The sequence below is a fragment of the Phenylobacterium sp. genome (assembly GCF_035309685.1).
Classification (GTDB): Bacteria; Pseudomonadota; Alphaproteobacteria; order Caulobacterales; family Caulobacteraceae; genus Phenylobacterium.
In genome coordinates, this window is the sequence record NZ_DATGEX010000064.1 from 144363 (window position 1) to 164824 (window position 20462).

A 20462-nucleotide genomic window follows, 5' to 3' on the forward strand; every position below is an offset into this window, starting at 1 on the left:
TTTGCTGGCTCGACGCCCGACCCGATGACACCGGTGTCATTCTGATCTTCGGTCTGCCGCCTAACCTTTCGACGCGCGACGGACAGAATTCCTCAACGGGCGGCGTCCTGCAGGGTGTGGGAACGTGGTGGGCTTCGACGATCTGGATATCGCGCGCAGCCTCTGGCCGCCGCTGACCAGTGTGCGGATGCCGACGCGTCAGCTCGGCCGGCTGCCGGGTTGGAAGCTGAGCTCCGCAGCCGGGCGAACCCCGGCCTGGTCGCCTCCGCCGGACGCCGAAACTCCGCGTCTCATCGTCCGCGCCTCCTGCGGACCGGCGCCGGCCTTGTGAGGAAAACCGCGGCTGGCGCGTCGGAACATCAGGAGCGGGCCGCTTGTCGCACCGGTCCGCGGGGACCATGCTGGCCAGGGGCGGGAACGGCGAATGAGTGGGCGGGCAACGGCGACGGCGGACCGGGAAGCGTTCCTGGAGCGCTTGTCGGCGCACTATCGCCAGCCGCTGATCGCCTACTTCCAGCGGCGGGTCGGATCGCGCGACGAGGCCGAAGACCTCACCCAGGAGGTGTTCCTACGCCTGGTGCGCCGGCTCGATGTCGAGACCATCGACAACCCCGAAGCCTTCGTCTTCCGCACGGCCATCAACCTGCTGCGCGACCGCTCGCGCCGCGGCAAGACCTCCACGAGCCATCTCGCCGAGCTCACGCAGCACCAGCCGGCCCTTGAGGACATCTCGCCCGAGCGCGTCTTGGATAGCAGGCAGTCCCTGGAAACGGTGCTGCGCGCCCTGGATGAGCTCGACGAGCGAACCCGGGACGTTTTCATCCTCCATCGGCTGGAAGGCATGAAACACGCTGAACTCGCAGCCCTGTACGGGGTGTCGGTCAGCTCCATCGAAAAGTACATCATGAAGGCCCTTGCGCACGTCGCGATGCGTGCGGGGCCTCCTTAAGAGCGCGGGACCGTGGTCAGACCAGAACCGTTCAACGACGTCTATGAGGAGGCCGCAGCCTGGGTGCTGCGGCTGGCCGAAGGCGAGGCGGATCCCGGCCTGCGCGCGGCATTCGAGGCGTGGCGCGATGAGGACCCGGCGCACGCCCAGGCGTTCAGCGACGCCCAGGCGAGCTGGGACCTGCTGGGTCAACATGCCGCCGCTCCGGAATTGCTGACGCGCCGGCGCGACGCCCTGGACCGCGCGCGGCGCACGGGCCGGCGGCGCTGGGCGGGTTCGCCGAACCGGCGCGCCCTGGCCGCCGGGCTCGTCGGCCTGATCGCCGCGCCGATCGCCGCCGTCGGGTGGCTGCGCGTGCGTTCGCCGGCGCCGACCTTCTTCCGGACCGGTCACGGCGAGCAGCGCACGATCGTCCTGTCGGACGGCTCGCGCCTGTCGTTGGACGCGCGGACGACGGTCAAGGTCACCTTCACCCGCGACCTCCGCAGCGTCGAACTCCTGGCCGGCCGGGCGAATTTCGAGGTCGCCAAGGACCTCGCCCGGCCGATGAAGGTGCGCGCCGGAGCCCGCACGGTGACGGCGCTCGGCACGGTGTTCTCAGTCGAACAGCAGCCGCATGCCGTGGTGGTAACCCTGCTCGAGGGCCGGGTGGCCGTGACAGGGCGCGGCGCCATTCCCGTCGAGATGTCGTCGCACCAGCAACTGACCGTGCCCGACACGGGTGACGCCAGGCTGCGCGAGATCGACGCGGAGGACGCCTTGGCCTGGCGCGAAGGCAAGCTGGTCTTCGACGACGAACCCTTGGCCGGCGCGGCGGCGCGGATGAACAACTACGGCGCGCCCGAGCTGGTGGTCGAGGGCCCCGCCGGCGCCTTGCGCGTCTCGGGCGTCTTCCGGGCCGGCGACACCGACGCCTTCGTGGACGCCGTTCAATCCTATTTCCCCGTGACCGTGCAGCGCAGCGACAGCGTGATCACTATTCGCCTGCGTGAAAACGTCCGACGACTGTAGAGTTCGACTTGAGGAAGCCGCCGCGGCTCGCGTCGAAACCAACAGCCCGCCGCTCTTGGGCGAGACGGGCGTAACGACACGGCGAACGCCGGGGGAGGAAGTGATGAGGTCCGCGAGTGGGCCGGGCGGCGGCGTGCTGCTTGCCGTGGCCGCCCTGGCCGTCATCGCCCCCTGCGCCCTCACGGCGACGCCCGCCGAGGCGCAACCGGTGGCCTACCAGTTCGACATTCCCGCGCGGGATCTCGGCGGCGCCCTGCGCGCCTTCGGCGAGCGGTCGAACACCCAGATCCTCTTCTCCCAGGCCCTGGTCAGCGGCCGCCGCAGCCCCGCCCTCCGGGGGCGGATGTCGCAGGACGACGCGCTCAAGATCCTGCTGTCCCACTCCAACCTGACCTTCCGCCGCACCTCCGCCAACGTGATCCTGGTGACCGAGGCGACCGACGCCGGCCCCTCGCCGGTGGCGGAGAAGATCACCCAGCGGTCGCACCCCACAGCCGCCCCCGAGCCGGCCGCCGACCCACATGCGGTGATCGACGAGGTCCTGGTCACTGGGGAGAAGCGGACAGAGAACGTGCAGGACGTGCCGGGCTCGGTGCTGGTGGCCACCCCCGCAGCCATGGAGCGGAGCAACGTCCGCGACTTCGACGACCTGGTGAAGATCGCGCCGTCGGTGACCATCACCAAGACCAGCCAGCCTGGGAACAACTCGATCAACATCCGCGGCATCGGCACCTACGCCTTCTCGATCGCCACCGAGTCCAGCGTGGCGGTGGTGGTCGACGATGTGCCCCAGGCCTTCCAGGCGGCGGCCTTCTCAGCCTTGGTGGACGTCCAGCAGGTCGAGGTCCTGCGCGGGCCGCAGAACACCCTGTTCGGCAAGGCCGCCTCGGCCGGGGTGATCAGCATCACCACCCAGCCGGCCACCGACCACTTCACCGCCCACGGCGAAGCGATGTTCACCGACGACCACGAGCAGCGCTATCAGGCGACCATCTCGGGGCCCCTCAACGAGGTCCTGAAATTTCGCCTCGCCGCCAACTACAGCGACTACCGGGGCAACGTCTTCAACCTGACGGACGGCCATTGGCTGAACGGCCAGTCGGACACCACGCTGCGCGGAAAGCTGGTATGGACGCCTGACGCCGACTGGACGGTGACGCTCTCGCCCTACATCACCCGCACGGTCGCCTCCTGCTGCACCGGCGCGGAGTTGTTCGTCAGTCCGGGCGTCACGGTCGGCAGGAACAACGTCCCCCAGCCGGTGGTCCTGGCCGGGATCACCCCCGGACCGGACAATCAGAACGCCCGCTACGACGTGGACGCGCGGGGCAACGCGCTGGACTATGGCTCAGGCCTGCGGATCGTGCGTGAGCTCGGCGGCCTCACCCTGACGTCGATCTCGTCCTACGATCACTACTACCTGTACGACCGGCAGGACACCGACTCGACCGACATCGACTTCTCGCAGTTCGCGCCGACGGCGCCCAAGGGCGGGTCCGCGAACGGCGGCGACTTCAAGATCAATTCCGTGACCCAGGAGCTCCGCCTCACCTCCGCGGACTCCGGCCCGCTGCGCTACGTCGGCGGCCTGTTCTACAGCCGGACGGGATCGGCGCGGTTCTTCGTGCGCGGCTCGAACGATCTCGGGACCTTCAACGGCCTGGCCTCACTGCCGACGACCAACAGCACCGCCTATTCGGCCTACCTGTCCCGGGCCGAGGCCACCAACTACGCGGTCTTCGGCCAGGGTTCGTACCGCCTGACCGATGAGCTCAACCTCCTGGCCGGCCTTCGGATCAACCGGGAGGACATCCGCTACAGCTTCGTCGACTACGCAGACAAGGTCACCTACGGCGATCCAAGGTGCTCCACGGCCAGCCCGACGCTGCCGATCCAGACCTGCAACAGCAACACCTCCGTCACCGGGCGCGTGGGCGGCCAGTACTACGTCACACCGGCCCTGATGACGTTCGCGACCTATTCGCGCGGCGAGAAGGGGATGGCCTACGACCTCAGCAGCACGCTCACGATCCGCGCCCTCTTGGCGGCGGGACCGCTCAAGGGCGTGCCGACCGCCGACGCCGTCGCCGCCAGGCAGCCGATCCCGCCGGAGACGGTCGACAGCTTCGAGATGGGCTTCAAGAGCACCTTCTTCGACCGCAGGCTGACCTGGAACGCCACCGCCTTCGACATGATCTTCCATGGCTTCCAGGCGCAGAGCCGGGATCAGATCACCAATCAGAACGTCCTCAACAGCATCGGCAAGGTGACCTCCAAGGGGGTCGAGACCGAGCTGGCCGCGCGGCTGAACGAACGACTGAGCGTCACGGGATCGGCCGCCTACACAGACGCGGTCATGAACAGTTTCCCCAATGCCGGCTGCTTCCCGGCGCAGACCGCGGCCCAGGGCTGCATCAACGCCGTGCAGGACCTTTCCGGCAAGCCGCTGTCCAACGCGCCGAAGTGGAACATCAACCTCAACGCCCAATATGAGGCGCCGTTGGCCTGGGCGGGCGGCGGGTACGTGGGGTTTGCGACAGCCGGCTACCGTTGGCAGTCGAAGGTGATCTTCAACCTGCTGCAGGATCCTGACTCCATCCAGAACGCCTATGGCGTCGCCAACGTCTCGGCCGGCGTCCGCAACGACCGCTGGAAGCTGACCGCCTTCGTCGACAACCTGTTCGACCAGCGCTACGCGCTCACCCGCGGCCGCGACACCCAGTGGAATATCAACCAGACCGCCATACCGCCCACCGATGCGATCAATTGGAAGCCGGCGCGGGACAGCTTTCGCTATGTCGGCGTTCGCGCCGCGGTGACCTACTGAACGCCATGCGCGCCGCCAGCCGACGCGGCCGCCGGCTTGGGGTAGGTCTTGGCCAGGTAGTCGATCAGCGCGGCCGCCTCATCGGGATTGAGGTCGGCGCCCTTGTCGATCATCCGGCGAACGGTGAAGTCCCAATCGTCGCGGTCCTTGCGGTGCTCGGCGATGAAGTCGACGCCGTGGCACATGGCGCAGGCGTCCTTCAGTATCGCCACCGGGTCGAGCGGCGGCGGAGCTTGCGGCTGGGCGGGCGCCTGGCTCGGCGGTGATTGGGCGGCCAGGGCGACGGACGCCGCCAGCGCCGCCGCCACGCCCGCCGCCGCGATCAGCCGCCCGCGCATCGGCCTAGGGCTTGACCAGGGCGTCGTAGATCCAGGCGCGGTTCTTGCGCTGGTATTCCATGGCGCGCTCGCGGTTTTGGATCATGAAGACCATGAAGAGGTCGTTCTTCGGGTCGACCCAGAACTCGGTGCCGGCGATGCCCCACCAGCTGTAGGTGCCGTTCCCCGGCCGGGCGACCTTGTCGTCGATGACCACCGAACCGCCCAGGCCGAAGCCCATGCCGGGGCCGGGAAAGAACAGGCCGGCCTGCCGGATGGCGGGCGTGGTCTGGTCCTCGCGCATCTTGGCGACGCTCTCGGGCTTCAGGATGCGCACGCCTTTGTACTCGCCGTTGTTCTGCAGCATCAGGGCGAAGCGCAGGTAATCCTCGGCGGTGGACGAGATGCCGCCGCCGCCGGAGAACAGCACCGGCTTCTTGGCGTAGTCGTAGTAGGGGTTGCCGATGCCCGGCAGGTTGCTCGCGGCCAGGGGTTCGGCGAAGCGGGCCTTTTGCGAGGCCGGCTGCCAGAAGCCGGTGTCGGTCATGCCGAGCGGGCCGGTGACGCGTTCCTTGACCGCCACGTCCAGGGTCTTGCCGCTGGCGACCTCGACCACCGCGCCCAGGATGTCGATGGAGCGGCCGTAGTACCAGGCTGTGCCGGGCTCCGTGCGCAGCGGCAGCTTGGCGACGATCCTGGCGTAGTCGCGCAGCTTGACGTCGTCACGGTTCTCACCGCCGGCGTCCCAGGCCTTGGCGAGCGGGCTGGTCGGCTGGATGAAGCCGTAGATCAGGCCGGACGTGTGGCTCATCAGGTTGCGGACCAGCATCGGCCGGGTGGTCGGCTTGGTCGTGCCGTCGTTCTGCCAGACCACCAGGTTGGCGTACTCGGGCAGGTATTTCGAGACCGGCGCGTCGAGGTCGAGCTTGCCCTCCTCCACCAGCGTCATGGCCGTCACGGTGACGATCGGCTTGGTCATGGAGAAGACGCGGAAGATGGTCTTGTCGTTAGGGACCGCCGTCTGGCCGGGGCCCTGGACGCCGAAGCCTTCCTGGAAGGCGACCTTGCCGTGGCGGCCGATCAGCAGATAGGCGCCGGCTAGCTTGCCCGCCGCCACGTCCGCCTTCAGCCCATCCTCGGCGACCTTGAGCTTGGCCGGATCGAAGCCGAGCGCGACCGGATCACCCTTGACGAGTGAAGAGACGTTCGGATCGGCGACGCCCTTCGGCGCGGCGTAGCCCGGCGCGGCGGCGCCCAGCGCCAGCGCGGCCATGGCGGCGACCGCAAACATCCTGAGTTTCATGTCGAAGCTCCTCCCCTTTATGAGCAGTGATGGCTCATTTCCGTCGGAGCTGGCAATGGGGCTCCCGCTTGGCGGGCCGACGGGGCGCCTATAAGCAACGCCCATGACGGATGAGACAGACGCCGAACGGCGCAGGGCGCTGGCGGAGCGAGCCGAGACAGACCTTGAGCGATGGGGCAATCCGGACGCCCTGATGGCGGCCTGGGACGGGCGCGCGAAGATCGCCGCCGACTTCATCCCGCGCGGCGCGCGGGTGCTCGACCTTGGCTGCGGGGCGATGGCGCTGGAGCGGTTCCTGCCGTCGGACTGCGCCTACCAGCCCTGCGATCTCGCCGCCCGCGACGAGCGGACCCTGATCTGCGATTTCAACGCCGGCGAATTCCCCGACGCCCCGTGCGACATCGCCGTGGCGCTGGGCGTGCTGGAATACCTGGCCGACGTCCCGGCCTTCCTGCGGAAACTGCGCGCGCTCGGAAAGCCGGTCGTCCTCAGCTACAGCCTGGCCGGCGAAGGCCCCGCCGATCGCCGCGCGCTGGGCTGGATGAACGACTACACCCGCGCCGAGCTGGGGGCGCTGCTGAAGGCCGCCGGCTTCAACCGGGCCGCGGCGCGCGGCATCGAGAACGGCCAGGTGCTGATGCGGCTCGACCCGACGGCGCCGCCGCAGGCCGCGGAGAAGACCGTCTGGGTCGTCTCGCAAAGCAACGTCAGCAATTTCGGAGACCGGCTGGGCGTGCATCTGCTGAGCCAGGTGCTGCCGGCCCACGCCGTGGTGCGCCACCTGCAGCACAAGCCGTTCGACGCACCGACCGAAGGCGCGCCGGACCTGCTGATCCTGGGCCTCGGCAACAGCCTCTACGCGCCGCTGCTCACCGACGAACTGGCGGCGCTCATCGAACGCGCCCCGGTCAGCATCGGCGTCTTCGGGACCCAGTACCGCGAGACCCTGGACCGCGAGCGCCTCGGCGGCGTCATCGAGCGCCTGCACACCTGGTACGCCCGCTATGAGGAGGACGCGCTGATCTACGGCCAGGGGCGCGGCAACGTCCGCCACCTCGGCGACTGGCTGATCGACGCCTTTCCCATGAGCCGGCCGAGCGACGACGAACTGCTGATCGTCGACGCGGACTTCGACCTGGGCGGGCCGCTCGACCGCACCATCGCCGAAATCCAGCGCCACCGCTCGGTGATGTCGGCGAGGCTGCATCCCCTGCTCTGCGCGCTCACCTCGGCGGACACGGTGGGCTATGAGGAACAGTGGGCCAAGGACGCCTGGGCCGGCGGTCATAGCTCGGGCAAGTTCCGCTCCATGCTGCTGGACGTCTTCGGCATGGCCTGGTCGTCGGACCATATGTGGCGCGTCGATCGCACCGCGGTGATCGGCTACAAGGCCAAGGTCGCCGCCAACCTCAGCGGACTGCGCGCCGATCTCGCGCGGCTGTTGGCCTAGCCGCCATGACGTCGCCGCCGCGGCCCATCGACATCGCCTACACGCTGCACATGCGCGGCGACCTGGCCGCCGCCGAGGCCCGCTACCGCGCTATCGTCGAGGCGGCCGGCGACGAGGCCATGGACGCCCGCAACAATCTGGTCGGCCTCTACCGCGACCAGCACCGCTGGGGCGAGGCTGAAGGCGTGATGCGCGACGCGCTCTCGGTGCGGCCGACGGATAACGACTGGCGCTTCCGCCTGGGCTGCTCGCGGCTCGCAGACGGCGACTTCGCTGAAGGCTGGCCGCTGTTCGAGGCGCGGCGCGGGATCACCCGCGGCCGGGTGCCCGTCCCGCCCCTGCCGTTTCCGGAATGGCGCGGCGAGGCGGTCGGCTCGCTGCTGGTCTGGCCGGAGCAGGGGTTCGGCGACGTGATCCAGTTTTCCCGCTACCTGCCGCTGCTGCGGGCGCGGGGGATTTGCGTGACCCTGGTCTGCAAGGCGCCGCTCGTGCGGCTGCTCAGCCCGCTGGCCGACCGGGTCGAGGCGCTGCAAAACGGCATGGCGCTGCCGGCGCAGGACGCCTGGTGTCTGATCGGCTCGCTGCCGCTGATCTTTGGGACCACGCTGGAGACGATCCCGCCCTCGGCGCTGACGTCGTCGCCGCGCCAAGGCTCGGGTCTCGGCGTCGTCGCCAAGGGCGATCCCAACCACTTCAACGACGCCAACCGCTCGCTGAGCGACGAGGCCGCCGCGGAGCTGATGGCGCTGCCCGGCGCGGTCAGCCTGGATCCGCAGGACACCGGCGCCGCCGATTTCCAGGCGACCGCCGAGATCGTCGCGGGCCTGGACGCCGTGGTCAGCGTCGACACCGCGGTCGCCCACCTGGCCGGCTCGCTCGGCAAGCCGACCTGGATCCTGCTGCCCTACCGCAATCCCGACTGGCGGTGGCTGCGCGGGCGGGCGGACAGCCCTTGGTATCCGAGCGTGCGGCTGGCGCGGCAACCGGCCCCCGGCGACTGGCGCTCGGCGATCGACAGAGTGAAGCGGGAGCTGGCGAGCCGCGCCGGATAGGGCCGCCGCATCCAACCGTCGCCGCATCCCTTCCGTTGGTCGCGCGTCGGGCCTGGGGTTTCTTGCGCGCCCCGGAAGGCCGTGATCTCTCAGGGCGGATGCGCGTCGCCGCCACGCCAAAGACCGAGTTCAAGGTGCAGACCTGCGGTCCGCCCCTGGCGGTCAGCACCGACTTCTATGGCCTGGGCGAGGCCTGCTGCCGTGCCGAGCCCGATGCGCCGCCGATGGAGATGCGCTACGCGAGCCCAGCCATCGGGGCGGTGATTTCGGGCGTCTTCGACTACCGCTCGCAGACCGGCGCCGGGGCCGGCGGTCCGGGGGCCATCGTCTTCGGCAATGCGGGCGAGGCCTTCCAGTGCCGCCACCTGGACGGGGCCGGCAACCGGCGCGCGGTCGTGGCGCTGAGCGCCGCGCTGATGGCCGAGGTGGCCAGCGACTGCGGCTATGACGCCCCGACCTTTGGGCTCGCGGTCCTGCCGCCGTCACGGCGGGCGGCTCCGCTCTATGGCGCGCTGCGCCGCGCCGCCGCCGGCGCGCTCCGCGAAGACGAGGTGCTGGAGCTGGTCGGCATGGCGCTGCGCGTCGCCCGCGGCGCCGCGCCTCTGCCGGTGACGCCGCCGGAACGCGCCCGGGTCCTCGCGGTCGCCCGCCTGCTGGACAGCGCCTTCGACGAGCCCCTGTCGCTGGACGAACTGGCCGCCGCGGCGGGCCTTTCCCGCTATCACTTCGTCCGCGTGTTCCGCGCCGTCGTCGGCGACAGCCCGCACCAGTATCTGATCGGCGCCCGCCTGCGCGCCGCCGCCAACCGCCTGCTGGACACAGCCGAGCCGATCACCGCCATCGCGCTGGATGTCGGCTTCAACGACATCAGCCACTTCAACGCGACCTTCCGGCGGACCTTCGGCGCCGCGCCCGGCGCCTGGCGCAAGGCCGCCTGAGCCGCCGCGCTTAGCCCTCGCCGCGCAGGTCGGCGGAGAGCTTGCCGAGGTTCTGGGCCCGGATGGCGGCGCCCTCCTCGTCATAGAGGAACGGCACGAAGACGAAACGCTCGCCGCGGGTCACCGGCGTCGCCTCGTGCAGCAGGCTGCAGCAGAACACCGTCGCCCCGCCGAGCGGCGGCCGATAGGTCCGCGGGCCGAATTCGGGGAAGATCAGGTCGCCGCCTTCGTAGCCGTCGTTGAGGTTCAGGCTGACGGCGAACTTGCGGTGCGCGGTGCCGGCGGTGACGTCGTCGCGGTGGCGCGAAAAGAAGCCCTGGTCCTCGGCGCCGTAGCGGCTGACCAGGTAGCGTTCGATGTGCTGCGCCTGCCATCCCAGCGCCCGCTTCACCATCGGGAACAGCCGGGCGCGCAGCCGCGTGGCCAGAGCCTCGATCATCGCCTCGTCTTCGATAAAGACGTCGTGGCGGCGTTTGATGAAGGTGTCGAGCTGTTGCACGGTCTCGCCGCCCACATCGCGGGTGAAGCCCGACTGGGTCGCGCCGCCGGCCCGGTAGAAGGCGATCAGCGCCTCGCAGAGCTCCGGCTCGAAGATGCGCGGCAGCGTCAGGACCGGGGCATACTGGTCCGCGGTCGTGGCGGGCGCGTCGGCCAACTCCTGCGCCAAGCGGTCCAGCACCGCGTCCACCGCCTCGATCGGCGCGCTCATGGCGATGCGGAAGGCCGGGTCGATGAGGAACAGCGAGGGGTGCAGATTGGCCTCGTCGGCGACGCCCCAGAGCCGGGTCACGGCCAGGTCGAAGTCCCAGAAGAAGCGCACGCCGGGGTCGGAGTTGGCGAGGCCCCGCTCAGCCCTATCCGCCGGGTCGATGCTGACGCCGAAGAAAGCGGCGTTCGGGCCATCGAACAGCTCGCGGCGCTCGAGCGCGCGGGCCAGGCCCTCGGCGCTCTCCTGCCGCCCCGCCGTGCCGAAGAACATCAAGACGATCCAGCGGCCGGCCACCACATCCAGGCTGTAGCGCTCGACGCCGTCGGTGGCGGCGGCGAAGAACGGCGCGGGCTCGCCCACCTGCGGAATCTTGCCCTGCGGAATTTGGGCCATGCCTCGCTCCGACGACTCGAACGCTTGCGGTCGCAGGCCTACCACACCCCGACGTTGGGCATCGAAGCCCAAGGCTCGGCCGGCGCCAGCGCGGGCCCGGCCTGCAGCAGCTCGATCGAGATGTTGTCGGGCGAGCGCACGAAGGCCATGTGGCCGTCGCGCGGCGGGCGGTTGATGGTCACGCCCTTGTCCTTCAGCCGCTGGCAGGTGGCGTAGATGTCGTCCACCGCATAGGCCAGGTGGCCGAAGTTGCGGCCGCCCTCATAGGCCTCCGGATCCCAGTTGAAGGTGAGCTCGACCATCGGGGCCTTGGCCGCCTTGGCCTGGGCCTCGTCGCCGGGGGCGCAGAGGAAGACGAGCGTGAACCGCCCGCGTTCGTTCTCGACCCGAGAGGCCTCCACCAGGCCCAGCTTGTCGCAATAGAATTCGAGGCTGGCGTCGAGGTCGGTGACCCGGACCATGGTGTGCAGATATTTCACCTGTAGTTATTCCTTACATCGTAAGTTTGTGCGACACCGGGTCACGCGGCCAAGGTCGCAACCTTGTGTTGCAGTGGAGTGGCAGGAACCAGTCATAAACGCTGTGGGGCCATCATGTCCGCGATTTCATTTGCGGTCGCGTAACGGTGGCATCACAAGCGCGGAAAACCTCTAAATGAGGGACGCGTGCTACGGCGCAGGTGATTCGCGCAGAGCTGTAGGGGGCTCAGGAACAGCTTGATCCGGATGAAATCCCAGTACGTCTTCGTCATCGCCATCGCCGTCGTGGTCGCGCTCTACTTCATCGTGCGCAGCCTGTTCGGCGCGGTGGCCCCGCATCCGGCGCAGGCCAAGACCGCCGCGCCGACCTCCGGCCCGCCCAGCGTCCAGGCGACGATGATCCCCGAGATCGTGCGGCCCTACGACGTGGTAGTTCGCGGCCGCACCCAGGCCACCCGCACCGTGATCATCCGCTCCGAGACCGCCGGCGTGGTGGCCGCGGCCCCGGTGCTGCAGGGCACCTATGTGAAGGCCGGCCAGGTGCTCTGCCGCGTCTCGGTGGACGCCCGCCAGGCCGCGCTCGACCAGGCCCGCGCCGCGCTGAAATCGAACCAGCTGACCCAGCAGCAGAACGAGGAACTGGCCAAGAAGGGCTTCCGCTCGCCGACCCAGGTGCTGCAGGGCCAGGCCAATCTGGACGCCGCCAGCGCCGCGGTGCGCGCCGCCGAGATCGCGCTCGCCCAGGTCAACATCAAGGCCCCCTTCGCCGGCGTCTTCGACCACCGCGACGCCGAGGTCGGGACCTATCTGGGCCCAGGCCAGCCGTGCGGCACCATGATCGAGATTAATCCCCTGCTGGTCGTCGGCGACGTGCCGGAGACCCAGGCCGCCAGCATGAAGGTCGGCGCGCCGGCCACCGCGCGGCTGGTCTCGGGCCAGACGCTCCGCGGCCACATCCGCTACGTCAGTCATGACGCCGATCCGCAGACGCGGACCTACCACCTGGAAATGACCCTGCCGAACCCGAAGCTGGACGTGCGTTCGGGCCTGTCGGCGGAGATGCACGTGGGCGCGGGCTCCGGTCCGGCGCATCTTGTGCCGGTCTCGTCGCTGGTGCTGGACGCCGCGGGCCGCCAGGGCGTCCGCTATGTCGTGGGCGACGGCCGCGTGGCCTTCGCGCCGGTGACCGTGCTGGAAGAAACGAAGGAGGGCGTCTGGGTGACCGGGCTCACCGGCCCCGTGCAATTGATCACCGTCGGCCAGTCCTATGTCGCCGACGGCCAGAAGGTTCGTGTCGCCCTGGTGCGCTAGCAGCGCCAGGGCCACGGGAGAAGAGCGATGATCGGTGCGCTGATCGACGGAGCCATCAAGCGGAAGAAGGTGGTGCTGGGCGTCACCCTGGTGGCCTGCCTGTTCGGCATCCTCGCCTATAGCTCGATGCCGCGGGAATCGAACCCCGACATCGACCTGCCCTACATCACCATCGTGGTGCCGTTCCCGGGCGTCAGCCCAGAGGACGCCGAGCGCCTGCTGGTCAAGCCGCTGGAGGTCCAGCTGCAGACCATCCAGGGCATCAAGCACATGAACGCTGTGGCCGAGGAAAGCGCCGCGGTGGTCACCCTTGAGTTCGAGCCGGACTTCTCCAAGCAGAAGGCGCTGGACGACGTGCGCTCCAAGGTCGACCTGGCGCGCGGCCGCTTCCCGCCCGACGCCGAGCCGCCGGACATCGAGGAGCAGAACTTCGCCGACCAGCCGATCATCGGCGTCATCCTGCACGGCCAGGCGCCGGAACGGGAGCTGGCGCGCATCTCCCGCGACCTGAAGGAACGCCTCGAGGCCGCGCCGGGCGTGCAGCAGGCCTTCGAGAGCGGCGCCCGCGACCAGGTGCTGGAGGTCGACATCGATCCCCTGCGGATGGAGGCCTACAACGTCACCGCGTCCGACCTCTCGGCGGTGATCGCACGCAACAACCAGCTGGTGCCCGCCGGCAACCTGCGCTCCGGCGCCGGCCTCTTCGCCATGAAGATCCCGGGCGTGGTGCAGAACCCCGCCGACATCCTGGCGCTGCCGGTCAAGAAGAACGGCGACCGGGTGGTCACCGTCGCCGACATCGGCAGCGTGCGGCGCACCTTCAAGGAAGCTTCCTTCGTCACCCGCTTCAACGGCCAGCCGGCCGTGGCGCTCGACGTCTCGCGGCGCAGCGGCGCCAACGTGCTCGACACCGTCAAGACCATCCGCAAGGTGGTCGCCGAGGAGTCCAAGCATTGGCCCGCGACCGTGCAGGTCGACTACACCTACGACAACTCCGAGTTTATCGGCCGCACGCTGACGGTGCTGGAAAGCGGCATCCTCATGGCCAGCCTGCTCGTCATGATGATCGTGGTGGCGAGCCTCGGAATCCGCCAGGGCATCATCGTGGGCCTGGCGATCCCCGTGTGCTTCCTGATCGCCTTCATGATGATCCACGGCATGGGCGTGACGCTCAACCAGATGGTCATGTTCGGCATGCTGCTGGCGGTCGGCATTTTGGTCGACGGCGGCATCGTGGTGGTGGAGTACGCCGACCGGAAGATGGCCGAGGGCATGCCCAGGGAGCAGGCCTTCGCGGCGGCGGCGAAGCGCATGTTCTGGCCGGTGGTCAACGGCACCCTGACCACGCTCTGCGCCTTCCTGCCGTTCATGTTCTGGAACTCGATCAGCGGCAAGTTCATGAGCTTCCTGCCGCTCACCCTGTTCTTCGTCCTAGGCGCCTCGATCTTCGTGGCCCTGATCTTCACACCGGCCATCGGCTCGATCTTCGGCCGCGCGACCGCCGTCGACGCCGCCCACCTGGCCGAGATCGAGAAGTCCGAGCACGGCGATCCGCGCGAGATGACCGGGTTCATGGGCTGGTACGCGCACACGCTCTCCTACCTGGGCGAGCATCCGGGACGCACCGTCGCCGGGACCATGGGAATCGTCTTCCTGATCGTCTTCTGGTTCGCCGCCACCCCGCACCGCACCGAGTTCTTCCTCAACCAGGACCCGGAGTCGGTGACCGTCTATCTGAAGGCGCGGGGCAATCTGTCGCCCGAGGCGCAGGACGCGCTGACCCGCCAGGTCGAGACGCGGATGGGGAACATCAAGGGCGTCGAGTCCATGTATGTCCGCTCCGGCAGCGTGGTCTCCTTCGGCGGCCCCAACTCGCCGCCCAACGACACCGTCGGCCGCATCCAGGTGCAGTTCGTGAAGTACGAGCAGCGCAAGGCGCTGGGCATCCGCGGCGAAGACGTCGCCAATGAGATCCGCGAGCGCGTCGCCGACCTGCCCGGCATGTCGGTGGAAGTGCGCGAGCCGGAGAGCGGCCCACCGATCGGCAAGTCGGTGCAGGTGCAGCTGAACAGCCACGACCCGCTGGTGCTCGACAAGGCCGCGGACCTGGTGAAGGCCAAGCTGTCGGCCGATCCGCAGCTGATCGACCTGGAGGACAGCCGAACCTCGCCCGGCATCCAGTACAACATGACCGTCGACCGGGTGGCCGCCGGCCGCTACGGCGTCGACGTGCTGGCGGTAGGCCAGGCGATCCAGTTCCTCACCGATGGCGTGCTGGTCGGCCGCTTCCGCCCCGACGACGTGCAAGAAGAGCTCGACATCCGCATGCGTTTCCCCAGCGATGCGCGGACCATCGCGGCCTTCGACCAGCTGAAGATCACCACGCCCTCCGGACCGGTGCCGGCCAGCTATTTCGTCAAGCGCCTGCCGACCCAGCAGGTCAGCCTGATTCAGCGCCGTGAAGGCCAGCGCCTGGTGCTGATCCAGGCCAATACGATCAAGGGCATCGCAGCCAACCAGAAGATCGCGCAGCTGAAGCCCTGGCTCGCCAAGGCCGCCATCGATCCCGAGGTGCACGTCAAGTTCGTCGGGGCCGACGAAGAGGGCGCCAACGCGACCACCTTCTTCATAGTGGCCATGAGCGTTTCGCTGTTCCTGATGAGCGTGATCCTGCTGTGGCAGTTCAACAGCTTCTATGGGGTGCTGGTGACGCTCTCGGCGGTGGCGCTGTCGACCATCGGGGTGCTGCTCGGCATCCAGATCAACCTCTTGCACACCTTCGACTATATCTCGGTGATCCTGGTGGGCACCGGCGTGGTGTCGCTGGCGGGCGTGGTGGTCGGCCACAACATCGTGCTGGTGGACACCTTCTATCAGCTGCGGCGCCAGGGCTTCCCCGCCGACGAGGCCGCCGTCCGCGCCGCCGCCCAGCGCTTCCGGCCGGTGATGCTGACCACCATCGTGACCATCGTCGGCCTGCTGCCGATGATGTTCCAGATCCACCCCAACTTCCACACGGGCCACATCGAGCTGAAGGCGCCGGGGTCGGAATGGTGGGTGGAGCTCTCCGGGACCGTGGTCTGGGGCCTATCGTTCGCGACCCTGCTGACGCTAGTGCTGACGCCGGTGCTGCTGGCCGCGCCCAAGGTCGCCTCGGCGCGGTTCGCCAGCTACTGGCGCTTCGGCCAGCGTCTGGTCGGGGTGACGCCAAAGCCGGCGCCGGTGGAACCCTACGATATCCCCCGCGCGGCCGAATAGGCCCGTGGCCGGTCTCACGTCCCGCGTCGCGACAGAGGACGACCTGCCCGCCCTGGAGGCGGTGATGGCCGCGTCCATCGCCGAGCTGCAGAAGGGCTTCCTGAGCCCCGCCCAGATCGCCGCCAGCCGGACGATCATGGGCCTCGACCGCCAGCTGGTCGCCGACCGCACCTATTTCGTCGTCGAGGATGGCGACCGCGTCGCCGGCTGCGGCGGCTGGAGCCGGCGCGCTACTCTCTACGGCGGCGACCACACGCCGGGCCGCGATCCCGAACTGCTCGACCCGGCCAGGGACGCCGCCCGCGTGCGGGCGATGTACACCCACCCGGACTTCGCCCGCCGCGGCGTCGGGCGCCTGATCCTGCAGCTCTGCGAGGACGCCGCCCGCGCCGAAGGCTTCAAGCGCCTGGAGCTGATGGGCACCATGTCCGGCCGTCCCCTCTACGAGAGCTACGGCTTCCAGGCGATCGAGGAGATCGTCGACGCCCGCGGCGGCGAGCCCGTGCCGCTCACCCGCATGGGCAAGACGATCGCCGGCTGATCGTCAGTCCCCGTTGAACGCGTAGTCGCGGCGTTGCTCGTAGAGCCGCGTCACGGCCGGCGCGGCCAGGCTGGCGACCGCGCGATCCATGCTGCCGCGGTAGCAGGTCGATTTCCGGACCGCCCAGCGATAGTCGGGAAGGCTGGCGCCGAACGCGCCACAGGCCTCCAGGGCCGCGTCGCTGATCCGATGCAGCATGGTCGCCGAACCCTGCTGGCTGGCCAGATCCAGGTCGCCGAACTTGATCGCCACCTGCGCCGGCATGTTCTCGACCTCGCGGGCGGCCTCGGCCTCGCTGGACGCCGGGTGCGGCGCCGCCTGGGCCGACATCGCGCCGGTCAGCGCGAGGGCGCATCCGAACGCGGCGATAATTCTGCTGTTCATGATCTTCCTCCGAAACTTTCCGTGACCCCGGCTTCGCGTGAGCCAGGTGACGCCGCAGGGGCGCGAGACCTCGGCGGCGCACGATATATGGGCGGATTGCGGCGAAATGGGAGAGGGTTTGCGCAAAGAGTCACCTGTGCACAAAAATGCAGGCATGATTTTGCAGAATCCGTTTGACAGGCCGTCGCCTCGAAAGGCGCGCAGCGGGCGCTAGATTTCCCGCGTCTGCCGCTTCCAGAGCGCCGCGTACTCGCCGCGCTTTTCGAGCAGTTCGTTGTGCGTGCCGCGTTCGACGATCTTGCCACGCCGCAGGACCAGGATCTGGTCGGCGTCGACGATGGTCGACAGGCGATGGGCCACGACCAGCGTGGTGCGCCCTTCCTTCACGCGCCGCAGGGTCTCCTGGATCGCCGCCTCGGTGGGGCCGTCGAGCGCGCTGGTCGCCTCGTCGAGGATTAGCACCCGGGGATTGGCCAGCAGGGCGCGGGCGATCCCCACCCGCTGGCGCTCGCCGCCGGAGAGCTTCAGGCCGCGCTCGCCGACCATGGTCGACATGCCGTTGGGCAGGCTGTCGATGAATGGGCCGAGCTCGGCGGCCTCGGCGGCGGCGCGGACCTCGCCGGTGGCGGCGCCGGGCCTGGCGAAGGCGATGTTGGCGTAGAGGCTCTCGTTGAACAGCGCCACGTCCTGCGGCACCAGGGCGACGGCCTGGCGCAGCGCCGCCTGCTTCACCCGGGTCATGTCCAGGCCGTCGATCAGCACGCTGCCCTGGTTCGGATCGAGCAGCCGCATGGCCAGGCGCACGGCGGTGGTCTTGCCAGCGCCGGACGGGCCAACCAGGGCCGTCGTTGTTCCCGGCGGGGCGACGAAGCTCACGTCGTTGAGGCCGACCGAGCGGGCGTCGTGCTTGAAGGTCACGTGGTCGAAGGCGATCGAGGCCCCCTGCCCGCTGGCCGGCGGCAGTTCGCGCGCGTCGGGCGCATCGACAATGTTGGGCTCGACGTCCCTGAGCGAGGTCATCTGCTCCATGTCGATGAAGGCCTGGCGGATCTCGCGGTACTGGAAGCCCAGCATGCCCAGCGGCGCGTAGAGGCCGCTCAGCAGCAGGATCGCCATGGTGATGTCGCCGATCTTCAGCGTCCCGTTGGCCACCAGATAGCCGGCCATGGCGGTCATGGCGCCCAGGCCGACGTTCAGGATCACCGACTGCGAGGCGTTCAGCAGATTGAGCGAGGCGTTCGCGCGCGCGCTGGCGTTGACGTAGTCCTCCATCGCCGCCTCATAGGTCTCGACGATGCGCGCCTCGGCGCCGAAGGTCTTGAGCGTCTCGTAGTTGATGAGCGCGTCGCCCGAGAGGCCGGCCACCCGGTTGTCGGTGTCGTTGAGCTCCCGCCGGTGCGAAAGCCGCCAGTTGGTGATCCGGAACGTCACCACGACGTAGAGCACCATGGTCGCCAGCGCCGTGGCCGCGAACGCCCAGTTCAGGCGCACCACCATCACCACCATGGCCATGACCAGCTCGACCATCGTCGGGCCGAGATTGAAGATCAGGCTGCGGATCAGGAAGTCGGTGGAGCGCGAACCGCGGTCGATGATCCGCGTCAGCGTCCCGGTCTGCTTGCTCTGATGGAAATCCATCGAAAGGCCGAGCGCGTGGGCGAAGGTCTCCACCGCCGCCTTGGCCATAGTCGACTGGGAGACCCTGGTGAAGATCGCGTCGCGGGCATAGGGCGCGCAGGCGGCTAGCAGCCGCAACGCCGCAAAGCCGGTGACGAGCGCGAAGAAGGTCACGCCGAGCGCCTGGCCTCCGCCCACGACAGGGCGCAGGGTATCGATCGCCGCGCCCATGGCCACCGGTGCGATCACGCCCGCGCCCTTGCCGACAAACACCAGGATCAGGGCCGCAGCGATTCGCAGGCGCAGTTGCGGCGCGCCGGAGCGCATGACCAGCCGCCACAGATCGGCGAGCGAGCCCCAGAAGCTGAACCTCGTCTCCACCAGCGGGCTGTCCCCGCCCGAGCGGCGCATCATTCCGGGGTGCGCGAAGGCCAACCGTTCGTCCCTAATGAATCAGAAGCGTGGATTGCACGCCGCCGCCCGGCGTCATCCAGTCGACCCTGGGGCCGGCAGGGGTCAACTGGCTACGCAATGGCCCCTGCGCAAGGGGCTGGGCCGGCGCGACCTTGACCGAGACCTGGTCGGCGAAGCCGTCGCCCCGCACCTCGATCTGGTGGGGCCCGGGCCGGATCGGGGTCGGCGAGCCCAGGCTCACCTCATAGCGCCCGTTGGCGTCGGCGCGGCGTTCGTCGGCCTGGCGGCCGTCGAGATGCAGGATGACCGTCGCGCCCGGCGACACCTGGGCGGCGACCTCCACACCGCCGCCGCGGTCGAAGTCGACGCTTCGCAGGCCCGGCCGCGCGACGGGGTCGAGGCGCATCGCGCTGGCGCCGGCCCGCAGCAGCGCCGCCTGGCCGGCCGGGGTCACCAGCAGATAGCCCTCGGCCTGGGTCTGGCGCCCGCCGGCGCTGGCCGAGACGCCGAAAATCCGCGGCTCCGCGGCGGGCGGAAGCGCGATCGCCCAGCGCCCCTGGGCGTCGACGGTGGAGAACATCGCCTGGCCGGTCGGTGTCGCCAGGCGCACCTTGCCGCCGACGGGCGCGGTTCCGGCCAGGGTCACGCCGCCTTCACCCGCGCGGACGGTGTCGACCTTCGGCGGACTCAGATAGTCCTGCGCCGCCGCCTCCGCGCCGTCGGCCGCCGCCGAAGGCGGCTTGGCGCTACACGCCGCCAGCGCCAGCACGCCGAGCATTGCGGCCGCCAACGCGGCGATGTGGCGCTTCGCGGAAATCACGGCTTGGTTGAAACTCCTTAACCCAGAGCCTAGCTAATCGGGCTTTCGCCGCGCCGCCACAAGCACGGCCTTCCCCTGGAGTACTGTCCTATGGGCCGCTCGCCCAATAGCCTGAAGTCCGTCTGCGTGTTCTGCGGTTCGTCCGACGCGGCCGACCCCGCCTATCTGCGCGCGGCGGGCGATCTGGGCCGGGCGCTGGCGGCGGCGAAGCTGCGGCTGGTCTACGGCGGCGGCGGCGTCGGCCTGATGGGCGCCTGCGCGCGCGCCGCCCACGCGGCCGGCGGCGAGGTGCTGGGCGTCATCCCCAACTTCCTGGTCGGCAAGGAACGCGCGCTCGAGAGCGTCCAGCATGAGGTCGTGGGTTCGATGCACGAGCGCAAGCAGCGCTTCTTCGAGGAATCCGACGGCTTCGTGATCCTGCCGGGCGGCATCGGCACCCTGGAGGAGATCGTCGAGCTCTTGTCCTGGCGCCGCCTCGATCTGCACACCATGCCGGTGGTGTTCTACAATCCGGACGGCTTCTGGGAGCCGCTCTTCGCCCTCTTCCAGCACACCGTCGACGCCAAGCTGACCCCGCCGTCCTTCATGGACGCCTGGACGGTGGTCGACAGGGTCGAGGACATTGTGCCGTCGCTGTTCGCCGGCCCGAAGGCGGGCGCGTCGTCGATGCTCACGAGCGTGACCTAGGG

Annotated in this window: 18 protein-coding genes; 11 read left to right on the forward strand and 7 right to left on the reverse strand. The window is 69.3% G+C overall.

Translation table 11 applies throughout. The features are described from left to right. Positions 1 to 181: 181 nt before the first annotated feature. The 4 genes from VKQ35_RS19680 (at position 182) to VKQ35_RS19695 (ending at position 4787) form a co-directional block, all read left to right on the forward strand. Complete coding sequence (locus VKQ35_RS19680; RefSeq protein WP_414692372.1) at positions 182 to 331, forward strand: hypothetical protein; 150 nt, start codon at positions 182 to 184, stop codon at positions 329 to 331. A 93-nt stretch (positions 332 to 424) separates the two neighbouring features. Continuing rightward, positions 425 to 949, forward strand: a complete 525-nt coding sequence (locus VKQ35_RS19685) for an RNA polymerase sigma factor (RefSeq protein ID WP_324364426.1) — start codon at positions 425 to 427, stop codon at positions 947 to 949. Positions 950 to 961: 12 nt separating this feature from the next. Then, positions 962 to 1960, forward strand: coding sequence for a FecR family protein (locus VKQ35_RS19690; protein ID WP_324364427.1), 999 nt, complete (start codon positions 962 to 964; stop codon positions 1958 to 1960). A gap of 103 nt (positions 1961 to 2063) precedes the next feature. Further along, positions 2064 to 4787 (forward strand): TonB-dependent receptor domain-containing protein, encoded by a 2724-nt coding sequence (locus tag VKQ35_RS19695; protein ID WP_324364428.1) that lies wholly within the window; start codon positions 2064 to 2066, stop codon positions 4785 to 4787. On the opposite strand, the gene VKQ35_RS19700 is transcribed toward VKQ35_RS19695, so the two are convergent. Both VKQ35_RS19700 and VKQ35_RS19705 read right to left on the reverse strand, forming a co-directional pair. After that, the gene (locus VKQ35_RS19700) at positions 4781 to 5125 is read right to left on the reverse strand and encodes a hypothetical protein (protein WP_324364429.1); all 345 of its coding nucleotides are present in this window, start codon (positions 5123 to 5125) and stop codon (positions 4781 to 4783) included. The genes VKQ35_RS19695 and VKQ35_RS19700 overlap by 7 nt on opposite strands. Positions 5126 to 5129: 4 nt before the next feature. Further along, complete coding sequence (locus tag VKQ35_RS19705) at positions 5130 to 6407, reverse strand: serine hydrolase domain-containing protein (protein WP_324364430.1); 1278 nt, start codon at positions 6405 to 6407, stop codon at positions 5130 to 5132. Positions 6408 to 6510: 103 nt separating this feature from the next. Between VKQ35_RS19705 and VKQ35_RS19710 the strand changes: the two genes are divergently transcribed. From VKQ35_RS19710 to VKQ35_RS19720, 3 genes are all read left to right on the forward strand, one after another. Further along, positions 6511 to 7857, forward strand: coding sequence for a methyltransferase domain-containing protein (locus VKQ35_RS19710; protein WP_324364431.1), 1347 nt, complete (start codon positions 6511 to 6513; stop codon positions 7855 to 7857). Positions 7858 to 7862: 5 nt separating this feature from the next. Next, complete coding sequence (locus VKQ35_RS19715) at positions 7863 to 8909, forward strand: hypothetical protein (RefSeq protein WP_324364432.1); 1047 nt, start codon at positions 7863 to 7865, stop codon at positions 8907 to 8909. A gap of 98 nt (positions 8910 to 9007) precedes the next feature. Beyond that, positions 9008 to 9847, forward strand: coding sequence for an AraC family transcriptional regulator (locus VKQ35_RS19720; RefSeq protein WP_324364433.1), 840 nt, complete (start codon positions 9008 to 9010; stop codon positions 9845 to 9847). Between the two features lie 10 nt (positions 9848 to 9857). Here the strand turns inward: VKQ35_RS19720 and VKQ35_RS19725 are convergent, their stop codons facing one another. Both VKQ35_RS19725 and VKQ35_RS19730 read right to left on the reverse strand, forming a co-directional pair. Continuing rightward, the gene (locus VKQ35_RS19725) at positions 9858 to 10949 is read right to left on the reverse strand and encodes a 2OG-Fe(II) oxygenase (protein ID WP_324364434.1); all 1092 of its coding nucleotides are present in this window, start codon (positions 10947 to 10949) and stop codon (positions 9858 to 9860) included. A gap of 38 nt (positions 10950 to 10987) precedes the next feature. Then, on the reverse strand, positions 10988 to 11428 hold the full coding sequence (locus VKQ35_RS19730) for a VOC family protein (protein WP_324364435.1): 441 nt from the start codon (positions 11426 to 11428) through the stop codon (positions 10988 to 10990). Between the two features lie 246 nt (positions 11429 to 11674). Between VKQ35_RS19730 and VKQ35_RS19735 the strand changes: the two genes are divergently transcribed. From VKQ35_RS19735 to VKQ35_RS19745, 3 genes are read left to right on the forward strand one after another with little or no spacing between them, the layout of a single operon-like run. Next, positions 11675 to 12739, forward strand: coding sequence for an efflux RND transporter periplasmic adaptor subunit (locus VKQ35_RS19735; protein ID WP_324364573.1), 1065 nt, complete (start codon positions 11675 to 11677; stop codon positions 12737 to 12739). Between the two features lie 27 nt (positions 12740 to 12766). Further along, positions 12767 to 15997 carry an efflux RND transporter permease subunit gene (locus VKQ35_RS19740; RefSeq protein WP_324364436.1) on the forward strand — a complete coding sequence of 1077 codons (3231 nt, stop codon included), beginning with the start codon at positions 12767 to 12769 and terminating at the stop codon, positions 15995 to 15997. A gap of 4 nt (positions 15998 to 16001) precedes the next feature. After that, positions 16002 to 16538: a GNAT family N-acetyltransferase gene (locus VKQ35_RS19745; protein WP_324364437.1), complete on the forward strand. Its 537-nt coding sequence runs from the start codon at positions 16002 to 16004 to the stop codon at positions 16536 to 16538. A gap of 3 nt (positions 16539 to 16541) precedes the next feature. Here VKQ35_RS19745 and VKQ35_RS19750 read toward each other — a convergent pair whose 3' ends face one another. From VKQ35_RS19750 to VKQ35_RS19760, 3 genes are all read right to left on the reverse strand, one after another. Beyond that, positions 16542 to 16922 (reverse strand): UrcA family protein, encoded by a 381-nt coding sequence (locus VKQ35_RS19750; RefSeq protein WP_324364438.1) that lies wholly within the window; start codon positions 16920 to 16922, stop codon positions 16542 to 16544. Between the two features lie 210 nt (positions 16923 to 17132). Next, on the reverse strand, positions 17133 to 18953 hold the full coding sequence (locus VKQ35_RS19755; RefSeq protein WP_324364574.1) for an ABC transporter ATP-binding protein/permease: 1821 nt from the start codon (positions 18951 to 18953) through the stop codon (positions 17133 to 17135). Between the two features lie 31 nt (positions 18954 to 18984). Then, a complete protein-coding gene (locus tag VKQ35_RS19760; protein WP_324364439.1) occupies positions 18985 to 19773 on the reverse strand; it encodes a carboxypeptidase-like regulatory domain-containing protein in 789 nt (262 codons plus the stop codon). Positions 19774 to 19863: 90 nt separating this feature from the next. On the opposite strand from VKQ35_RS19760, the gene VKQ35_RS19765 reads away from it, so the two are divergent. After that, on the forward strand, positions 19864 to 20460 hold the full coding sequence (locus VKQ35_RS19765; RefSeq protein ID WP_324364440.1) for a TIGR00730 family Rossman fold protein: 597 nt from the start codon (positions 19864 to 19866) through the stop codon (positions 20458 to 20460). Positions 20461 to 20462 lie beyond the last annotated feature (2 nt).